The 16710-nt window shown below is 70.5% G+C and carries 15 protein-coding genes; 5 read left to right on the top strand and 10 right to left on the bottom strand.

What is annotated here, in order from left to right:
* Nucleotides 1–3 precede the first annotated feature (3 nt).
* Nucleotides 4–501: a hypothetical protein gene (locus LB823_RS09085; RefSeq protein WP_224646620.1), complete on the bottom strand. Its 498-nt coding sequence runs from the start codon at nucleotides 499–501 to the stop codon at nucleotides 4–6.
* 103 nt (nucleotides 502–604) lie between these two features.
* On the opposite strand from LB823_RS09085, the gene LB823_RS09090 reads away from it, so the two are divergent.
* The 3 genes from LB823_RS09090 to LB823_RS09100 are packed head-to-tail and all read left to right on the top strand — an operon-like array spanning nucleotide 605 to nucleotide 3603.
* Complete coding sequence (locus tag LB823_RS09090; protein ID WP_224646621.1) at nucleotides 605–1549, top strand: asparaginase; 945 nt, start codon at nucleotides 605–607, stop codon at nucleotides 1547–1549.
* A gap of 25 nt (nucleotides 1550–1574) precedes the next feature.
* On the top strand, nucleotides 1575–2936 hold the full coding sequence (locus tag LB823_RS09095; protein WP_224646622.1) for a TrkH family potassium uptake protein: 1362 nt from the start codon (nucleotides 1575–1577) through the stop codon (nucleotides 2934–2936).
* A gap of 19 nt (nucleotides 2937–2955) precedes the next feature.
* Nucleotides 2956–3603, top strand: a complete 648-nt coding sequence (locus LB823_RS09100) for a TrkA family potassium uptake protein (RefSeq protein WP_224646623.1) — start codon at nucleotides 2956–2958, stop codon at nucleotides 3601–3603.
* A gap of 7 nt (nucleotides 3604–3610) precedes the next feature.
* On the opposite strand, the gene LB823_RS09105 is transcribed toward LB823_RS09100, so the two are convergent.
* Entirely contained in the window at nucleotides 3611–4759 is a 1149-nt protein-coding gene (locus LB823_RS09105; protein ID WP_224646624.1) for a CaiB/BaiF CoA-transferase family protein, read from the bottom strand.
* Nucleotides 4760–4854: 95 nt separating this feature from the next.
* Here LB823_RS09105 and LB823_RS09110 point away from each other — a divergent pair, with 95 nt between their 5' ends.
* Nucleotides 4855–5250, top strand: coding sequence for an SRPBCC family protein (locus LB823_RS09110; RefSeq protein ID WP_224646626.1), 396 nt, complete (start codon nucleotides 4855–4857; stop codon nucleotides 5248–5250).
* Between the two features lie 88 nt (nucleotides 5251–5338).
* Nucleotides 5339–6955, top strand: coding sequence for an HNH endonuclease signature motif containing protein (locus LB823_RS09115; RefSeq protein WP_224646628.1), 1617 nt, complete (start codon nucleotides 5339–5341; stop codon nucleotides 6953–6955).
* Between the two features lie 94 nt (nucleotides 6956–7049).
* Here LB823_RS09115 and LB823_RS09120 read toward each other — a convergent pair whose 3' ends face one another.
* The 8 genes from LB823_RS09120 to ftsZ all read right to left on the bottom strand — a co-directional run bounded on the left by LB823_RS09120 (nucleotide 7050) and on the right by ftsZ (nucleotide 16538).
* Nucleotides 7050–8483, bottom strand: a complete 1434-nt coding sequence (locus tag LB823_RS09120) for a DNA polymerase IV (RefSeq protein WP_224646629.1) — start codon at nucleotides 8481–8483, stop codon at nucleotides 7050–7052.
* Nucleotides 8452–11559: an isoleucine--tRNA ligase gene (ileS, locus tag LB823_RS09125; protein ID WP_224646649.1), complete on the bottom strand. Its 3108-nt coding sequence runs from the start codon at nucleotides 11557–11559 to the stop codon at nucleotides 8452–8454. Before ileS ends, LB823_RS09120 begins: the two co-directional genes overlap by 32 nt.
* A gap of 276 nt (nucleotides 11560–11835) precedes the next feature.
* Nucleotides 11836–12438 (bottom strand): hypothetical protein, encoded by a 603-nt coding sequence (locus LB823_RS09130; RefSeq protein ID WP_224646631.1) that lies wholly within the window; start codon nucleotides 12436–12438, stop codon nucleotides 11836–11838.
* A 35-nt stretch (nucleotides 12439–12473) separates the two neighbouring features.
* A complete protein-coding gene (locus LB823_RS09135) occupies nucleotides 12474–13298 on the bottom strand; it encodes a DivIVA domain-containing protein (protein ID WP_224646633.1) in 825 nt (274 codons plus the stop codon).
* Nucleotides 13299–13462: 164 nt separating this feature from the next.
* The gene (locus tag LB823_RS09140; RefSeq protein ID WP_224646635.1) at nucleotides 13463–13753 is read right to left on the bottom strand and encodes a YggT family protein; all 291 of its coding nucleotides are present in this window, start codon (nucleotides 13751–13753) and stop codon (nucleotides 13463–13465) included.
* Nucleotides 13754–13776: 23 nt separating this feature from the next.
* Complete coding sequence (locus tag LB823_RS09145; RefSeq protein WP_224646637.1) at nucleotides 13777–14451, bottom strand: cell division protein SepF; 675 nt, start codon at nucleotides 14449–14451, stop codon at nucleotides 13777–13779.
* A 122-nt stretch (nucleotides 14452–14573) separates the two neighbouring features.
* The gene (pgeF, locus tag LB823_RS09150) at nucleotides 14574–15317 is read right to left on the bottom strand and encodes a peptidoglycan editing factor PgeF (protein WP_224646639.1); all 744 of its coding nucleotides are present in this window, start codon (nucleotides 15315–15317) and stop codon (nucleotides 14574–14576) included.
* 60 nt (nucleotides 15318–15377) lie between these two features.
* Nucleotides 15378–16538 carry a cell division protein FtsZ gene (ftsZ, locus tag LB823_RS09155; RefSeq protein ID WP_224646641.1) on the bottom strand — a complete coding sequence of 387 codons (1161 nt, stop codon included), beginning with the start codon at nucleotides 16536–16538 and terminating at the stop codon, nucleotides 15378–15380.
* Between the last annotated feature and the right edge of the window lie 172 nt (nucleotides 16539–16710).

Below are 16710 nucleotides of genomic sequence, written 5' to 3' on the forward strand. Positions count from 1 at the left end.
CGGTCAGTGGCAGGAGGGCGAGTCGCGCCCGACCTGGACGATCATCTGGCAGGCGTAGGAGCGCTGCAGCTTCCACCGGCCCTCGTCGAAGGCGAGGGACGCGTAGGCGAGCTGGTTCGTGCCGCCCATGAGCACCGAGAACTGCGCCTTCGCCAGGCCCGGCTGCTCCAGCACCGGTCGGCCGATGTGCCAGCTGACCTGAGGATTGTCGCTGCGCAGCTTGACCAGCTCGTCGAACAGCGGGGCGTCGGCGGGGGTGGCGCCCTGCACCAGCTGCACCTTCTCCTCGAGCGGGACCTTCGGATCGACGGCCCGGGAGAGCATCTCCTCGAGCTGCTGCGTCGACGGCGCGCGGTCCGGCGTGCTCGACGGGGCCTCCGTCACCTGGGCGGAGACGGCCGAGGGGGTGCTCGACCGCGATTCGGTGCTCTCCCCGCTGCAGGCACCGCAGGCCAGGCCCACGAGTACCGCGACGGGGGCCATGAAGACCCGTCCGCGCATCGAGAAGTTCACCTCCGTCCGGCCGCTGCTTCGCCGCCTCCACTATGCCAAACGCGGCGCGGTGCGCCACCGCAGCCCGCGTCCGGCATGCGATGCTGCTCGCATGCCTGAAGTGATCGTGCTCGCCACGGGCGGCACCATCGCCAGCCGTTACGACGACGCCGGCGCCGCGGTCCCCGCCGACGCGGGCGCGGCGCTGGTCGCGACCGCCGGGGCCGTACCCGGCGTCGACGTGACGGTCCGCGACGTGACCTCGGCGGACTCGTCCGCGCTGACGCTCGACCAGCTGGACGAGATCCGCGCCGCGGTCACGGACGCCCTCGGCGACCCGGGCGTGGCGGGCGTCGTGGTGACGCACGGCACGGACACCATGGAGGAGACCTCACTGCTGGTCGATCTCACGCATGCGGACCCGCGGCCCGTCGTCTTCACCGGCGCGCAGCACCCCGCCGACTCCCCCGCCGCCGACGGTCCCGCGAACCTCGCGGAGGCGATCGCCGTCGCCGCCGACCCCGCCTACCGCGGACTCGGGGTGCTGCTCTCCTTCGCCGGGCAGGTCCAGACGGTGCGTGGCCTCGCTAAGGTCTCCACGGTCGCGCCGCAGCCCTTCGCCGGCGGCCTCCCCGTGGCCGAGCTCGCCGGCACCGCGCCGCACCGGCTGCTGACCAAGCCCGCGCCGGTCGCGGGGGTCCGGGTGGACGTCGTGGCGTCGTATCCGGGGGCCGACGGTGCGCTCGTCGACGCGGCCGTCGAAGCCGGGGCGCGCGGGATCGTGCTGGCGGGCACCGGAAGCGGGAACACGACGGTGGCGCTGGCGGACGCGGTGCGGCGCGCCCTGGACGCGGGTGTCGTCGTGGTCGTCTCCACGCGGATCGCGTCCGGACCCGTCGACGCGGCGTACGGCGGGGGCGGCGGCGCGGCCGATCTCGTCGCCGCCGGGGCGCTGCTGTCGCGGCGCCTGCGGCCCGGCCAGGCGCGGATCGTGCTGCTGGCGCTACTGGCGGCCGGCGTGGGCCCGCGGTGGATCGGGGCGTATCTGGGGCGGTAGCCCGGGGGCGCGGTAGGTTCGGCTCATGGCCCGCGGAATGGCCGGCCCCACCCAGCCGGCACGCCTGATCGTCCTCGGTTTCGGCCTGACGACGGTGCTCGGCACCATCCTGCTCTCCCTGCCGATCGCGTCGACCGACGGCCGGCGGACCGGCCTGAGTACGGCCCTGTTCACCGCCACGTCGGCGGTGTGCGTCAACGGCCTCGCGGTGGTCGACACCGAATCGCACTGGTCCACCTTCGGCGAGGTGGTGATCATGGTGCTGGTGCAGGTGGGCGGCCTCGGGATCATCTCGCTGGCGTCGCTGCTGGGGCTGCTCGTGGCGCGGCACATCGGGCTACGGCTGCAGATCGTGGCGCAGGCGGAGAACAAGAGCCTGCAGCTCGGCGAGAGCAAACGGGTGGTGCTCGGTGTGGTCCGGATGAGCCTCGCAGTGGAGGCGGTGACGGCGCTGTTCCTGTTCGCGCGGTTCGCGACCGCCTACGACCACTCCCTCGGGCGGGCGGCGTACCTCGCCGTGTTCCACGCCGTCACCGCCTACAACAACGCGGGCATCGCGCTGTGGGGCGACAGCCTCACGCGGTTCGCCACCGACCCGATGATCATCGTGCCGATCATGGTCGCGATCGTGATCGGCGGACTCGGCTTCCCGGTGATCTACGAGGTCACGCGGGCGGTGCGGCGCAGCGTGGGTCGCGAGACCGCGCTCACCCGATGGTCGCTGCACACCAAGCTGACACTGGTCACCTACTTCGCGCTCACGGTGGTGGGCGTCGCGATGATCACCGCGTTCGAGTGGACGAACCCGGCCACGCTGGGGCCGCGGGACGTCGCCGGCAAGATCCTCACCGGCACGTTCGCGGGCGTCTCGCCGCGGACCGCCGGTTTCAACTCGATCGACGTGGGAGCGATGCACCCGACGTCGCTGCTGACGACCGACGTCCTGATGTTCATCGGCGGCGGCAGCGGCGGTGTGGCGGGCGGGATCAAGGTGACGACGTTCGCGATCCTGGCGTTCGTGATCTGGGCCGAGATCCGGGGCGAGCCCACCGTGCACGCGTTCGGCCGGCGCATCGGCGCGGACGTGCAGCGCCAGGCGATCACGGTGGCCCTGATGAGCGTGGGCGCGGTGATGACGGGCACGCTGATCATGCTGCAGATGACGCGGTTCGACCTCGACGTGGTGCTGTTCGAGGTGGTGTCGGCGTTCTCGACGGTGGGCCTGAGCACCGGAATCACCGACGAGCTGCCCCTCGGCGGGCGGATACTGCTGGTGGTGCTGATGTTCGCGGGCCGACTCGGTCCCGTGACCGTGGCGTCCGCGCTCGCCCTGCGTGAGCGCGAACGCCGTTACGAATTGCCGGAGGAGCGTCCGATCGTTGGCTAAGTCACTCAAACGCAGCGGAATGCGCATCGTCGTGATCGGGCTGGGGCGGTTCGGGACGTCCCTGGCGAACGAGCTCATCCTGCAGGGCGCGGAAGTACTCGGGCTGGACGCCGATCCGCGCCGGGTCCAGCGCATCTCCGACGACCTGACGTACGCCGCCGTCGCCGACTCCACCGACGAGGAGGCGCTGAAGCAGTTGGGAGTCCCCGACTTCGAGCACGCGGTGGTCGCCATCGGGTCGGATCTCGAAGCCGGGATCCTCACGACCTCGCTGCTCGCCGAGTTCCGGATCCCCAACATCTGGGCGAAAGCCACGAGCCATCAGCACCGCAGGATCCTCGAGCGGGTCGGCGCACACCACGTGGTGCTCCCCGAGCACGAGATGGGCGAGCGGGTGGCGCATTTGGTGACGGGCGGGAAGATGCTCGACTACGTGGAGTTCGAGCAGGACTACGCGATGGTCAAGGCGCACGCGCCGCGCAGCATCGTCGGGAAGGCGCTCAAGGATTCCGGCGTGCGGTACAAGTACGGGATCACCGTGGTCGCGATCAAGCACCCCGGCGAGGATTTCACGCACGCCGACTACGACACGATCGTCCAGGACGGCGACGTGTTGATCGTGGCGGGCCGGAACGAGGCCGTCGAGGCGTTCGCGGACGTGAACTGACGGCGTTTCAGTCGCACTGCTTCGGAGAGTTCAGTGCGGCGCGGACTGCGTCGGTGTGCTCGCCCAGGGCCGGCGGTCGGCGGTAGTCGGCGACGGGGGTGCGCGAGAAGGCGATCGGGTTGCGCACCTGGTCCATCGCACCGTCGCCGACGGTGACCCGCGGGCGCAGCCCGAGGCGGTCGGCGAGCGCGAATCCCGAGGCGACGTCGCCGACGGTGCCGGCCGGGACCCCGGCATCGGTCAGTCTGCGGGCCCACTCCTCGGCGTCCTGCGCCGCGAGGCGGTCCTCGAGCAGCGCGACCATCTCGGCGCGGTGCCGCACGCGGTCGGGATTGGTCGCGAACCGCGGATCGTCCGCCAGTTCCGCGGCGCCGACGGTGCCCGCGAGCCGGGCGAACTGACCGTCGTTGCCGCACGCCACGGCGATGATGCCGTCGCGGCATCGGAGGGTCTCGTAGGGCGAGATCGACGGGTGGGTGTTGCCCATCCGTGCCGGGGCGGTGTCCGTCGCGAGGAAGTTCGCGCCCTGGTTGGCGAGCGAACCGAGAAGGGACGAGAGCAGATTCACCTCGACGCGCTGCCCCAGGCCCGAGCGCTCCCGCTCGTAGAGGGCGGCGAGGATCCCGGCGACGGCGTCCTTGGCGGTGACGACGTCGACGAGGGCGACGCCCACCTTCATCGGATCGCCGTCCGGCTCGCCCGTGATGCTCATCAGCCCGCCGACGGCCTGGACGAGGAAGTCGTAGCCCGGCAGGGCGGCGCCCTCGCCGGAGCCGAAACCGGTGACGGAGCAGTAGATCAGGCGCGGGTTGGCCGCGGCCAACTCCTCGTAGCCGAAGCCCTTCTTCTCGAGCGCCCCGCTGCGGAAGTTCTCGACGAGAACGTCGGCGCGGAGCGCCAGTTCGCGGGCGGCGGCGCGGTCCTCGGGATCGTCGAGGTCGAGCTCGACGCTGCGCTTGGAGCGGTTCGCCGACTCGAAGTAGGCGCTGGTCCGCTCGGTCCAGGGCGGTCCCCAGGCCCGGGTGTCGTCGCCGGTGCCGGGACGTTCTAGCTTGATCACGTCGGCGCCGAGGTCCGCGAGCATCACCGTCGCAAGGGGACCCGCCAGCACGCGACTGAAGTCCGCGACCACGATTCCGTCGAGTATCGATGTCATCGTCTCTCCCTGCCTGACCGGTATCCGTTCGCGCCGAGCCGCACGTCGCCCTCGCACCCTAGCCGCGTCCCGTCGAACCTCGGTAGCGTGGCGGAATGACCGAGGAGTCCCGCCACATCAGCGTCGTGATCCCCCGTCCGGCGGAGGAGGTGTACGCCTTCGCGCGCGATCCGCAGAACCTCGTCCGCTGGGCGGCCGGCCTCGCGACCGGCGTGCGGTTCGACGGTGACGACCTGCTGACGGACTCGCCGATGGGCGAGGTGCGGGTGCGGTTCGCGCCGGACAATCCGTTCGGCGTCCTCGACCACGACGTGACTCTGCCCGACGGCACCGTCGTGAACAATCCCCTGCGCGTGCTGACGCACCCGGACGGCGCGGAGGTGCTGTTCACGGTGCGGCGGCTGGGCGCGAGCGACGCCGACTTCGCCCGGGACTGCGCGACGGTGCTCGCCGACCTGGAGCGCCTGCGCTCGGTGATGCTCGCGCCCTGACGACCCACCGCGTCATCGAACTTTTTATCGATGAATGTTGCAGTCCCATCGAACGCCGAGGTAGAATCGAGGTATTCAAGGGGGCCAGATGGAGACTTCTACCTGCACAGCAGCGGAGTATCTCGATGCGCTCGCCTGCTTCGAACAGGCGGCCGAGCGGCTCGCGCAGGCCGACCCCGTCATGCTCGACTCACAGGACGTTCTCGCCTCGCTGGAGCGGCTGGAGACAGCGGTTCGGATGGTGCCCTTCGGCCAGCACCTCCTCACTCAGGTCGCGGTGGAACAGGGTCTGCCGGGGCAACTGGGGTACACCGGCATGAAGGAGCTGCTGGTGCAGCGGCTCCGTCTCGCGGGCGGCGAGGCGCGGGATCGGATCCACGGCGCGCGGGACCGCGCTCCCCAGCACGGGCACGGCGTGTGCCCCGAGCCCCGGTACCCGCTCGTAGCCGAGGCGCAGCAGGAGGGGGCGATCTCGGACCGGCATGCCCTCGCCATCGAGCGGGTCTTCGCGAGCTGTCGCAAGACGATCCGCCCCGACCAGGCCGCGATCCTCGAGGACGTGCTCGTCACCGCCGCCGCGGACGTCACGCCGGAGGACCTCGCCGTCATCGGCGCCCGCGCGCTCGCACACCTCGATCCCGATGGGGCGGAGCCCGATTCCGATGTCGTCGATCGCGCCCGCGGGCTCACCGTGGGCAAGCAGGACGAGGATCTGATGACGGCGCTCGACGGTGACCTCTCCCCCGAGGGCCGCGCGCTACTGGACACGATCCTGGAGAAGCTCGCGCGGCCCGGCGTGAACAACCCCGCAGACGCAGACGATCCCGTGGACCTGGCGGATCAGGACGCGGTGCGGGCGGCCGCCGAGCGCGACCGGCGCACCACGCCGCAACGCAACCACGACGCGCTGGTGACCGCGCTGGGGCTCGCCATCGCGTCGGGCGGGCTCGGGCAGCACCGAGGAGTGCCCTGCGTCCCGATCATCACGCTCGGCATCGATCAGCTCGAGTCGGAGACCGGCATCGCGACCACCGCCACCGGTGGCCGGCTCCCGGTCGCCGACGCGCTACGCATGATGGGCGCCAATCCGAAGTACGTCCTCGTGTTGGACCTCGCCTCTCGGCCGCTGTTCCTGGGGCGGGAGAAGCGCCTCGCGTCCGCGGATCAGCGGATCGCGCTGTACGGCTCCGAGAAGGGCTGCACCGCACCCGGATGCGACGCGCCCGCCACCCGCTGCCAGGTCCACCACATCACCGAGTGGGCCCACGGCGGCGCCACCGACGTCACCGCGCTCACGCTCGCGTGCGACGCCCACCACGGCAAGGTCGTCCCCGACCTCACGGAGAACCCGCGCGGATGGGACACGATCACAGTCCGCAGCGGCGAGTACGCGGGCCGCACCGGCTGGCGACGCACCGCGGATCCGTCGCACGAGCACCGGGTGAACCACAAGCATCACGCCGACGAGCTCTACCGACACGCACTCGAACGGTGGCGCGCCCGCTGCGCGGAGCTTCGGAACCTGTGGCGCAGCGAGGAACTGCGTGTCCAGCACAGCAAGTGCGTCGGCACGATCCACGACGACATCGGCGCGATCCTCGATGGACCCCACGGCCCGCCCATCCTCGAAGCCCTCCTTGCCGAACATGACGCTGACGAGCCGTGGAACTGCCAGATGCCCGCCGACCTGCGCGCCGCCGCCTGACGGCGAGCATCCAGCCATGACCGCGGACACGTCACCGGGGAGCGTCGAGCTGAGACAGGAATGCGCGCCGGATTCGCCGCGTACGGCGAGTAGCTCAGTCCTCGTCGTCCTCGTCGGTGCGCAGGTGCTCGGCGGGCCAGTCGAGGGAGTCCAGCGGGTCGGCCTCGCGGAGGTCGGGGTCGTCGGCCTTGAAGCTGCGCATGCGGCCGGCGCCCGAGGTCCGGGTCTCGAAGCGCACCGACAGCACGCCGTGGCCGGCGCCCTGCACCCAGCCGTGCCCGAACTCGGGGTGACGCACGTCCATGCCGGGGCGCCACCCCACCACAGGTACCTGGACCTCGGCCGGGTCCACACCGCCGTCGTCGTCTGCGACCTCGTCGGCTTCCCCGGAGATGTCGTCGCTCTTGTCGCTCTCCTCGCCGAACAGCGTGAACTGCTCGACGCTGCTGAGGCCTGTGAAGCCGACCCCGACGAGCCGCAGGCCGCCGACCTCCATGGGGTCGAGCGCGAGGCGCTGCGCGGTCGCGGTGAGCACGGCACCGTCGGTGGTGGCGGACGGCAGCGTCGCGGACCGGGTGAGCAGGGACATGTCCGACCGCTTGAGCTTGAGCACGACGGTGCGCGCCCCGCGCCCGTCCCGTCGCAGCCGCCGCAGCGCGTGCTCGGCGCTCCGGTCGATCTCCCGCCGCAGGGCGTTCATGGTCGTCACGTCGGTCTCGAGGGTGTGCTCCGCGCTGATCGACTTCGCCTCGCCGTTCACCGCGACCGGCCGGTCGTCCTCGCCGCGGGCCAGCCGGTGCAGCGCCGGCCCCAGCGTGACGCCGAGCACCGACACCACCTCGACCTCGCTCATCGCCGCGAACTGGCCGATGGTGTCGATCCCCAAGCGGGACAGCCGCTCCCCCGCCACCGGGCCGATCCCCCAGAGCTTGCGCACCGGCAGCGGGTACAGCATCGATTCCTGCGCGGCGGGCGGGATGACGGACACCCCGTCGGGCTTGGCGAGCCCGGAGGCGATCTTGGCGGCCTGCTTCCCCGCCCCCGCGCCGACGGAGGCGACGAGCCCCGTCGCGCCGCGGATCCGGGCGCGGAGCTCCTCGGCGAACGCCGTCACCTCGTCGGTGGAGGCCCCGGCGAGCTCGACCGGCTCGCCGAAGGCCTCGTCGAAGGACAGGGTCTCGACCACGGGGATGAGCTCCCGCACGGTCGCGAAGACCCGCCGGCTGACGGTGCCGTACAGGGCGCCGCGCGGCGGCAGCACCACCGCGCCCGCGCCGACGAGCCGCCGTGCCTGGTGCATCGGCATGGCGGAGCGCGCGCCGAAGACGCGCGCCTCGTACGAGCACCCGGCCACAACGCCGCGGCCGCCGAGCCCGCCCACCAGCACGGGACGCCCGCGCAGGGTGGGCCGGGTCAGCTGCTCGCAGGACGCGAAGAAGGCGTCCATGTCGAAGTGGAGCACCCAGCGGGCGCTCCTGTCCGACCGCGCCCCGGGATCAGGCCTTGGTGAGTCGGCCTCGGACACCATCGCCCAGATCCACCCCGTCGGGCACGGCCGCGAACTCCAGCGACGTGGCCAGCACCTCGCCCGCGATGAGGTCCCGGTGCGCCTCCGCGGCCGCCTGGTGCTCGGCCGGCACGTCGAGCACCAGGGAGATCCGGTCGCTCACGTCGAGGCCGGCGGACCGTCGCGCCTCCTGCAGCTCACGGATCCGATCCTTGGCCCAGCCCTCGGCCTCGAGCTCGGCGTCGACCGTGAGGTCGAGCACGACGAGCCCGGCACCGTCGGGCAGCTCCGCGGTGGAGTCGGGCGCGGCGGCGACCAGCTTGCGCGTGTACTCGCCGTCCTGCAGGGCGATGCCCGCGGCGGTCACGACCCCGTCGGCGACGGTGTAGTCGCCGGACTTCACGGCCTTGATCACCGTCTGCACGTCCTTGCCCAGGCGCGGGCCCGCGGCGCGCGCGTTCACGGCGATCTCGACCCGGCCGTACTGATCGGCGTCGGGCGAGACCTGCACGTCGCGGACGTTCACCTCGTCGGCGATGATCGACGCGAAGGGCGCGAGCTTCTCCGCGCCGGGCCCGGCGACGGTGAGCGTGTGCAGCGGCAGCCGCACACGCAGCTTGTTCGCCTTGCGCACCGACGACGCCACCGAGCAGACGTCGCGGACCTCGTCCATCGCCGCGACCAACTCCGGATCCGCCGGCAGATCCGTCTCCGAAGGCCAATCGGTCAGGTGCACCGACTCGCCGCCCGTGAGGCCGCGCCACATGGCCTCGGTGGCCATGGGGAGCAGCGGCGCCGCGAGCCGGCAGACGGTCTCCAGCACGGTGTACAGCGTGTCGAAGGCGCCGGAGTCAGCGCCGTCCCAGAACCGCGCGCGCGAGCGGCGCACGTACCAGTTCGTCAGCGCGTCGACGAAGAGACGCAGCTCCTCGCAGGCGTCGGCGATGTTGCAGGTGTCGAGCGCCTCGGTCATCGCGTCGCGGGTCTGCGCCAGCTTCGCGAGGATGTACCGGTCCAGCACGTCCTCGGAATCGGTGCGCCACACGGCCGGCTTCTCCGCGTACAGCTGCAGGAACGAGTAGGCGTTCCACAGCGGCAGCAGCGTCTGCCGCACGCCGTCGCGGATGCCCTGCTCGGTGACCACGAGGTTGCCGCCGCGCAGGATGGGCGAGGCCATGAGGAACCAGCGCATGGCGTCGGAGCCGTCGCGGTTGAAGACCTCGTTGACGTCCGGGTAGTTCCGCTTCGACTTCGACATCTTCAGCCCGTCGTGGCCGAGGACGATGCCGTGCGCCGCGACCGTACGGAAGGCGGCGCTGTCGAACAGCGCCGTCGCCAGCACGTGCAGGTTGTAGAACCAGCCCTTGGTCTGGCCGTTGTACTCGACGATGAAGTCGCCCGGGAAGTGCGTGTCGAACCAGTCGCGGTTCTCGAACGGGTAGTGCACCTGCGCGAAGGGCATCGAGCCCGACTCGAACCAGCAGTCCAGCACCTCGGGAACGCGATGCATCGTCGACTTCCCGGTCGGGTCATCGGGATTCGGCCGGGTCAGCTCGTCGATGTACGGACGGTGCAGGTTCGTCGGGCGCACGCCGAAGTCGCGCTCCAGCTCGTCCAGCGAGCCGTAGACGTCGACGCGCGGGTACGCGGGATCGTCGGACACCCACACCGGGATGGGGGCGCCCCAGTAGCGGTTGCGGCTGATGTTCCAGTCGCGCGCGCCCTCGACCCACTTGCCGAACTGGCCGTCGCGGATGTGCGCGGGGTTCCAGGTGATGTCCTGGTTCAACTCCAGCATGCGCGGGATGATCTTGGTGACCTCGACGAACCAGGACGGCACGGCCATGTAGATCAGCGGCTGACCGGAGCGCCAGGAGTGCGGGTAGCTGTGCTCGATGGTCTCGTGCCGCAGCAGCCGGCCCTTGGCCTTGAGATCCTTGGCGATGACCGGGTTCGCGTCGAAGACCTGCAGGCCCTCGTACGGCGGCACGGCGGAGGTGAACTTCCCGCCCGGATCCAGCGGCTGCACGACCTCGATGCCGTACTTGCCGGTGGCCAGGTCCATGTCCTCCTCACCGAAGGCCGGCGCGAGGTGCACCACGCCGGTACCGGAATCGGTGGTCACGTAGTCGGCGAGCAGCGTCACGTGCGCCTTGGGATGCCCGGCGAAGAAGTCGAAGGGCGGCTCGTAGGCGGCGAACTCGAGCTCGCGCCCCTTGTACGTCCCCTTGACCTCCGGCGACTCCCCCAGCTCGCGGGCGTACTGGCCCAGCCGCGCCTCGGCCAGCAGGTAGTCCTTGCCGTCCGCGCCCGTCACGTGCACGTAGTCCAGGTCCGGGTGCACGGCGATCGCGAGGTTCGACGGCAGCGTCCAGGGCGTGGTGGTCCAGATCAGCGCCTCGACACCGTCGAGCGCCTCCAGCGGGGTGCCCTTGGTGCGCAACGGCATCCCGACGGTGACCGCCGGGTCCTGCCGCATCTTGTAGGCGTCGTCGAGCTTGCTCTCCTGGTTCGACAGCGGCGTCTGCTCGTACCAGGAGTACGGCAGCACGCGGTAGCCCTGGTAGATCAGGCCCTTCTCGTGGAGGGTCTTGAACGCCCACATGACGGACTCCATGAAGTCCAGGTCGAGCGTCTTGTAGTCGTTGTCGAAGTCCACCCAGCGGGCCTGGCGGGTGACGTACTGGCGCCACTCCTCGGTGTACCGCAGCACCGAGGTGCGGCAGTAGTCGTTGAACTTCTCCACGCCCATGGTCTCGATCTCGGACTTGTCCTTGATCCCCAGCTGGCGCTCGGCCTCGAGCTCGGCGGGCAGGCCGTGGGTGTCCCAGCCGAAGCGGCGGTCGACCTTCTTGCCGCGCATCGTCTGGTAGCGCGGGACGAGGTCCTTGACGTAGCCGGTCAGCAGGTGGCCGTAGTGCGGCAGGCCGTTGGCGAAGGGCGGACCGTCGTAGAAGACGAACTCGTCGGCCTCGGCACGGTTCGCGATGGACCGGCGGAAGGTGTCGTTCTCGGCCCAGTAGGCCAGAACGCGCTCCTCGAGGTCGGGGAACGACGGTGCGCCCGTCCTGGCGGGGCCGTCGTCGTCGCGGGTCATGTCGACCAGCGGATAGGGGCGCTTCTCACTCACGGGTACTCCTCGTGCCGTCGACAACCAGCACGGGGACGATGCCCGGCCTGTAGCCGAACTCCGCGGTACCACCCCGCTTGCGCCTCCCCGGTGCTTCCGGGGCGACGCCACTTGAACCGGGCTGTGACGGGCCCACCCGTCCGGTTCTACTGGGACCCGCGGGCGGGACCGTTCTTCCGGATGCTCCCCGGTGATGGCCGGATCAACGCAGTGCTGTCACCAAGGATAGCGCTCAGTGCAACGTCATTTCTTGCCGGGATCTTCCGACTCCGGCTCCTGGGGCGGAGTCCACTCCGTGCCCCACGCCTGATCGATCCGGATCTGCGGGATCTGATCGGTCATGTCCGGGTCGTACTTCCCGGGAGCGAACAGGCCGCGCGTGGCGTCGTCGTCCGTGTCGGCCGGCGACTCGTGCTCCCACCCCGTCGGACCGCCGAGCGGTCCCATCGCGAACTGGGTGGTCGGGTTCGCATCGTCGTCGTGGTGACCGAATTCCTCGTGCCCGACGATGCCCGCCTCGCGCGTCGCGTCGTCGACGGCCGCGGGCGTCTCCGCCTCGGTGTCGTCCTCCGACGACGTGGCAGCGGCGCGCGCGGGGCTGTTCGACGGTGCCCCGTCCTCGTCGTCCGCGTCGTCGTCCCGGTCTCCCGGGCTCCACTGCGCGGAGGCACGATCCGCCTTGTCCCGATCGCCGCGGCGGTAGGTGAGGACGTCGCCGAGCAGCAGGCCGACGCCGATCACGGACACCACCACGCAGGCGATCGCGAGCCAGAGATTGGACGTGACCAGGGCGACGATCAGCAGGATGAACCCGATGACCGTCGCCCCCAGTGCGGCTAGCAGCATGAGAACTCCGCCCTAGTACCGGCTGGTACCAGCGGCTACTTGTACTGCTGGTTGCCGCCGGCGGCGTTGCCGGGGTCGTTGAAGTCGCCACCGCGACCCTGGCCGTGATCGACCGGGGCGGCGCTGCGCAGCGACTGCAGCTCCTCGAGCTGTCCCTCCAGGTACGTCTTGAGGCGGGTACGGTACTCGCGCTCGTACGTCTTGAGCTGCTCGATCCGACCCTCCAGCACGGTGCGCTGCTGGTTGATGGTGGTCATGATCTCGGTGTGCTTCGACTCGGCCTCGGCCTGCAGTGCGTCGGAGCGCTCCTGCGCCTGGCGCAGCTGGTTCTCCGAACGGGTCTGCGCGTCGGCGAGCAGGGCGTCCGAACGCTGACGCGCGTCGGCCACCATGGCCTCGGACTTCTGCCGGGCGTCGGTGACCATGGCCTCCGACTGGGCGCGCGCGTCCGAGACGAGCTTCTCGGCCTCGGACCGCGAGTTGTTGGTGAGCCGGTCGGCGGTCTCCTGCGCGAGGCCCAGCACCTTGGCGGCGCGCACGTGCGCCTCCTCGGTGGTCGCCGGCGCCGCAGCAGCGGCCGGAGCCGGCTCGGCGAGCGCGGGCGCGTTCGGCGCGGGCGACGCGAAGGCGACGGTGCTGTCAGCGGACGGCTGCTCGCCGCCACCGGCGCGGGCCTCGGCCAGCTCGCGCTCGAGCTCGGCGTTGCGCTGCTGCAGATCGTTGTTCTCGTCGATCAGCCGAGCGAGCTCGGTCTCGACCAGGTCGAGGAACTGATCCACCTCGTCCTCGTTGTAGCCGCGCTTGCCGATCGGCGGCTTGCTGAACGCGACGTTCCGCACGTCGGCGGGTGTCAGCTTCATAGGTCGTTTCCCCTCAATTCGGCTGCTCGACAGATCTCAAGTCACTCGGACCAACACTGTAACTAGTGCACATCCTGTCACACCAGACCCGTTTGTTCCTCATCACCCAACAATCACGCGATGAAATGTCCGAAATCACGCACGCGATCACCCCGTTGACCGGGTCAGAGAGCGAAGGCGTAGATCAGCTCACGCGCGACCCAGAGCAGCAGGAACAGGACGATGTAGGACAGGTCCAGGCGGACCGGACCCAGGGTCACCGGCGGGATCAGCTTGCGGAGCAGCTTGAGCGGCGGATCCGTGACGGTGAACAGCGCCTCCAACAGGATCGCGAGGATCCCGGTCGGGAACCACTCCCTCGCGAAGGACTTCACCACCTCGATGACGAGCCGGATCAGCAGGAGGAAGGAGTAGATCGACAGGAGGGCGACGATGGTCAGCCAGAACGCTTGCACGGGTACTAGTCTGCCCGAATCCGTCAGCGGTTGTAGAAACCGGTCTCCGCGATCCGCGCCCGGTCCTCCGCCGTGACGTCCACATCGGCCGTGGCCAGCATGAACACCTTGGTGGTGATCCGGTCGAAGGAGCCGTGCAGCGCGAAGGTCAGGCCGGCCGCGAAGTCGACGAGACGCTTGGCGTCGGCGTTGTCCATCGCCGTCAGGTCCATGATCACCGGGATGCCCTCGCGGAACCGCTCACCGATCGTGCGCGCCTCCTCGTAGGAGGTGGGACGCAGGGTGGTGATGCGCGACATCGGGTTCTCCTGGCTGAGCACGTCGGCGCGGGTGTCCATCGCCAGCGCGCCGCGGGTGGACGGGGCGGCGGTGCGCGAGACGTCCCGCAGCGGCTCCAGGCGCGGCAGCGGCGCCCGGGCGGGCTCGCGGTAGCCGCGCTCGTAGCCGGCGTCGTAGCGGGCGTCGTAGGAGGCGCCGCGGGCGTCGTAGGAGTCCGCGTAGGCGGGCTCGTACGCGTCGTACTCGTCCGCGCGACGGCCGTCGTAGGCGTATCCGCGCTCGCCGCGGTAGTCGTCGAACTCGTCGTCGAGGCTGCGGCGGCCGCGCGGCTGCGGGGTGCCCTCGTCGACGTATCCGTCGTCGTAGGCATCCAGCGGAACCATCCCGAAGTACGCCTTGACCTTGTGCAGAGTGCTCATCTTTGCCCTTCCTCGGCGCCTGCATGGGCTGGTGTGACGGTTGTGACTGTCGTTATGGAAGTGAGATTAGTGGGGAAGACGGGCGAATGGTGGTTCCGACACGCGCACGAATCCCATCGATGTCATTTCGCCGTGTCGATCCAGATCACCGAGGCCAGGCGCCCTGTCGGAGCGCCTCGTCGATGCGAGAACAGCGTGGGGTCGCTGATAGTGCACCGCGGGTCCTGCGCGACCGCCGCGACGCCCAGTCCCTGCAGCTGACGACGGATGCCCGCCCGCAGGTCCAGCCCGTCGGTGCCCTTCTCGGTGCGGCACCGGCTGCCCGGCAGATGCTGCTCGACGTCGGCCGCCATCGATGCCGGGACCTCGTACTTGGCACCGCTCGCCGCGGGGCCCAGGAAGGCGCCGATCCGCTCCGGGCGGGCGCCCAGGTCGCGCATCGCCTCGACGACGGCGGGCACGATGCCGATCCGGGCGCCGACGCGGCCCGCGTGGACCGCGGCGAGCACGCCCGCCTCGTCGTCCGAGAGCAGGAGCGGGACGCAGTCCGCGGTGAGGACGGCGAGGGCGAGGCCGGGCACCGTCGTGACGAGCGCGTCGGTGGCCTCCACGGGCTCCGCACGCGGACCGTCGACGACGGTGACGGTCCGGCTGTGGATCTGCTCCATCCAGACCACGTGGCCCGGCTCGACGCCGATCTCCCGCTCAAGACGGAGCCGGTTCGCGGCGACGGCCGCCGGGTCGTCACCGACGTGATCGCCGAGGTTGAAGGTGTCGTACGGGGCCTGCGAGACGCCGCCCGCGCGGGTGGTGGTCACCCGCCGGACACGGGCCGCAGAGACAGGAGCGTTCGCGGGATCAGTCATGGCTCAAGACTACGGACGGCGCCCCCGGCAGAGCCGGGAGCGCCGTCGGAGTCGAATTCCTCAGCGGCGGTTCTGCAGGAACGACGGGACGTCGAGGTCGAAGTCGTCGTCCGAGCGCGTCTCGCGGCCGGTGGAGCGGGCCGGGAACGGGTCGTTCGAGCGCGGCGGGCGGCTGTCGAAGGGATTGCCCCGACGCGCGTCCTCGGGCTCGGCGGCGGGCTGCTCGACGGCGGTGTGCTGGCCGCCGATGCGGGTCACGGGACGGCGCGCGGGCGCGGCACCGTCGAAGCCCGCGGCGATCACGGTGATCCGCACCTCGTCGCCGAGATTGTCGTCGATCACGGTGCCGAAGATGATGTTCGCGTCCTCGTGCGAGGCGCCCTGCACGAGCGAGGCGGCCTCGTTGATCTCGAACAGGCCCAGGTCGCTGCCGCCGGCGATGGACATGAGCACGCCGTGCGCGCCCTCCATCGAGGTCTCCAGCAGCGGCGAGTTCACCGCGGCCTCGGCGGCCTTGATCGCGCGCCCCTCGCCCCGCGCGGAGCCGATGCCCATGAGGGCGCTGCCCGCGCCGGACATGACGCTCTTGACGTCCGCGAAGTCGACGTTGATCAGGCCGGGCGTGGTGATCAGGTCGGTGATGCCCTGGACGCCGTTGAGGAGCACCTCGTCGGCGCTCTTGAACGCGTCCAGCGCGGAGACGTTCACGTCGCCCAGCTGCAGCAGCCGGTCGTTCGGGATCACGATCAGGGTGTCGCAGGACTCGCGCAGCGAGCCGATCCCGGTCTCCGCCTGCTTGCCGCGGCGGGCACCCTCGAACGTGAACGGGCGGGTGACCACACCCACGGTGAGTGCGCCCAGCTTGCGGGCGATGCTGGCGACGACGGGCGCGCCGCCGGTGCCGGTACCGCCGCCCTCGCCCGCGGTGACGAAGACCATGTCGGCGCCCTTGAGGAGCTCCTCGATCTCGTCCTTGGCGTCCTCGGCGGCCTTGCGGCCCACCTCGGGATCGGCGCCGGCGCCGAGGCCGCGGGTCGAGTCGCGACCCACGTCGAGCTTGACGTCGGCGTCGCTCATGATGAGCGCCTGGGCATCGGTGTTGATCGCGATGAACTCGACGCCCTTGAGCCCCTGTTCGATCATCCGGTTCACGGCGTTGACGCCGCCGCCGCCGATGCCGACGACCTTGATTACGGCGAGGTAGTTGTGCGCGGCGGTCATGTTTCGCCTTTCCCCTGATGTGAAGTCTGTTGCTTCTGAGACGAACCCTAAACCTCAACAGAAGGCTTAAAGTTATGTCAAGTAGCTGGTCTGAAACCAAGGTAGAGGGCAGTGCACCGCTTGCCCCGCAGGCGCGCGGGCGTGTCGGGAAAAACGTTCTCGGTGAGGGGAA

The sequence above is a fragment of the Tsukamurella sp. M9C genome (genome assembly GCF_020169415.1).
Lineage (GTDB): Bacteria > Actinomycetota > Actinomycetes > Mycobacteriales > Mycobacteriaceae > Tsukamurella.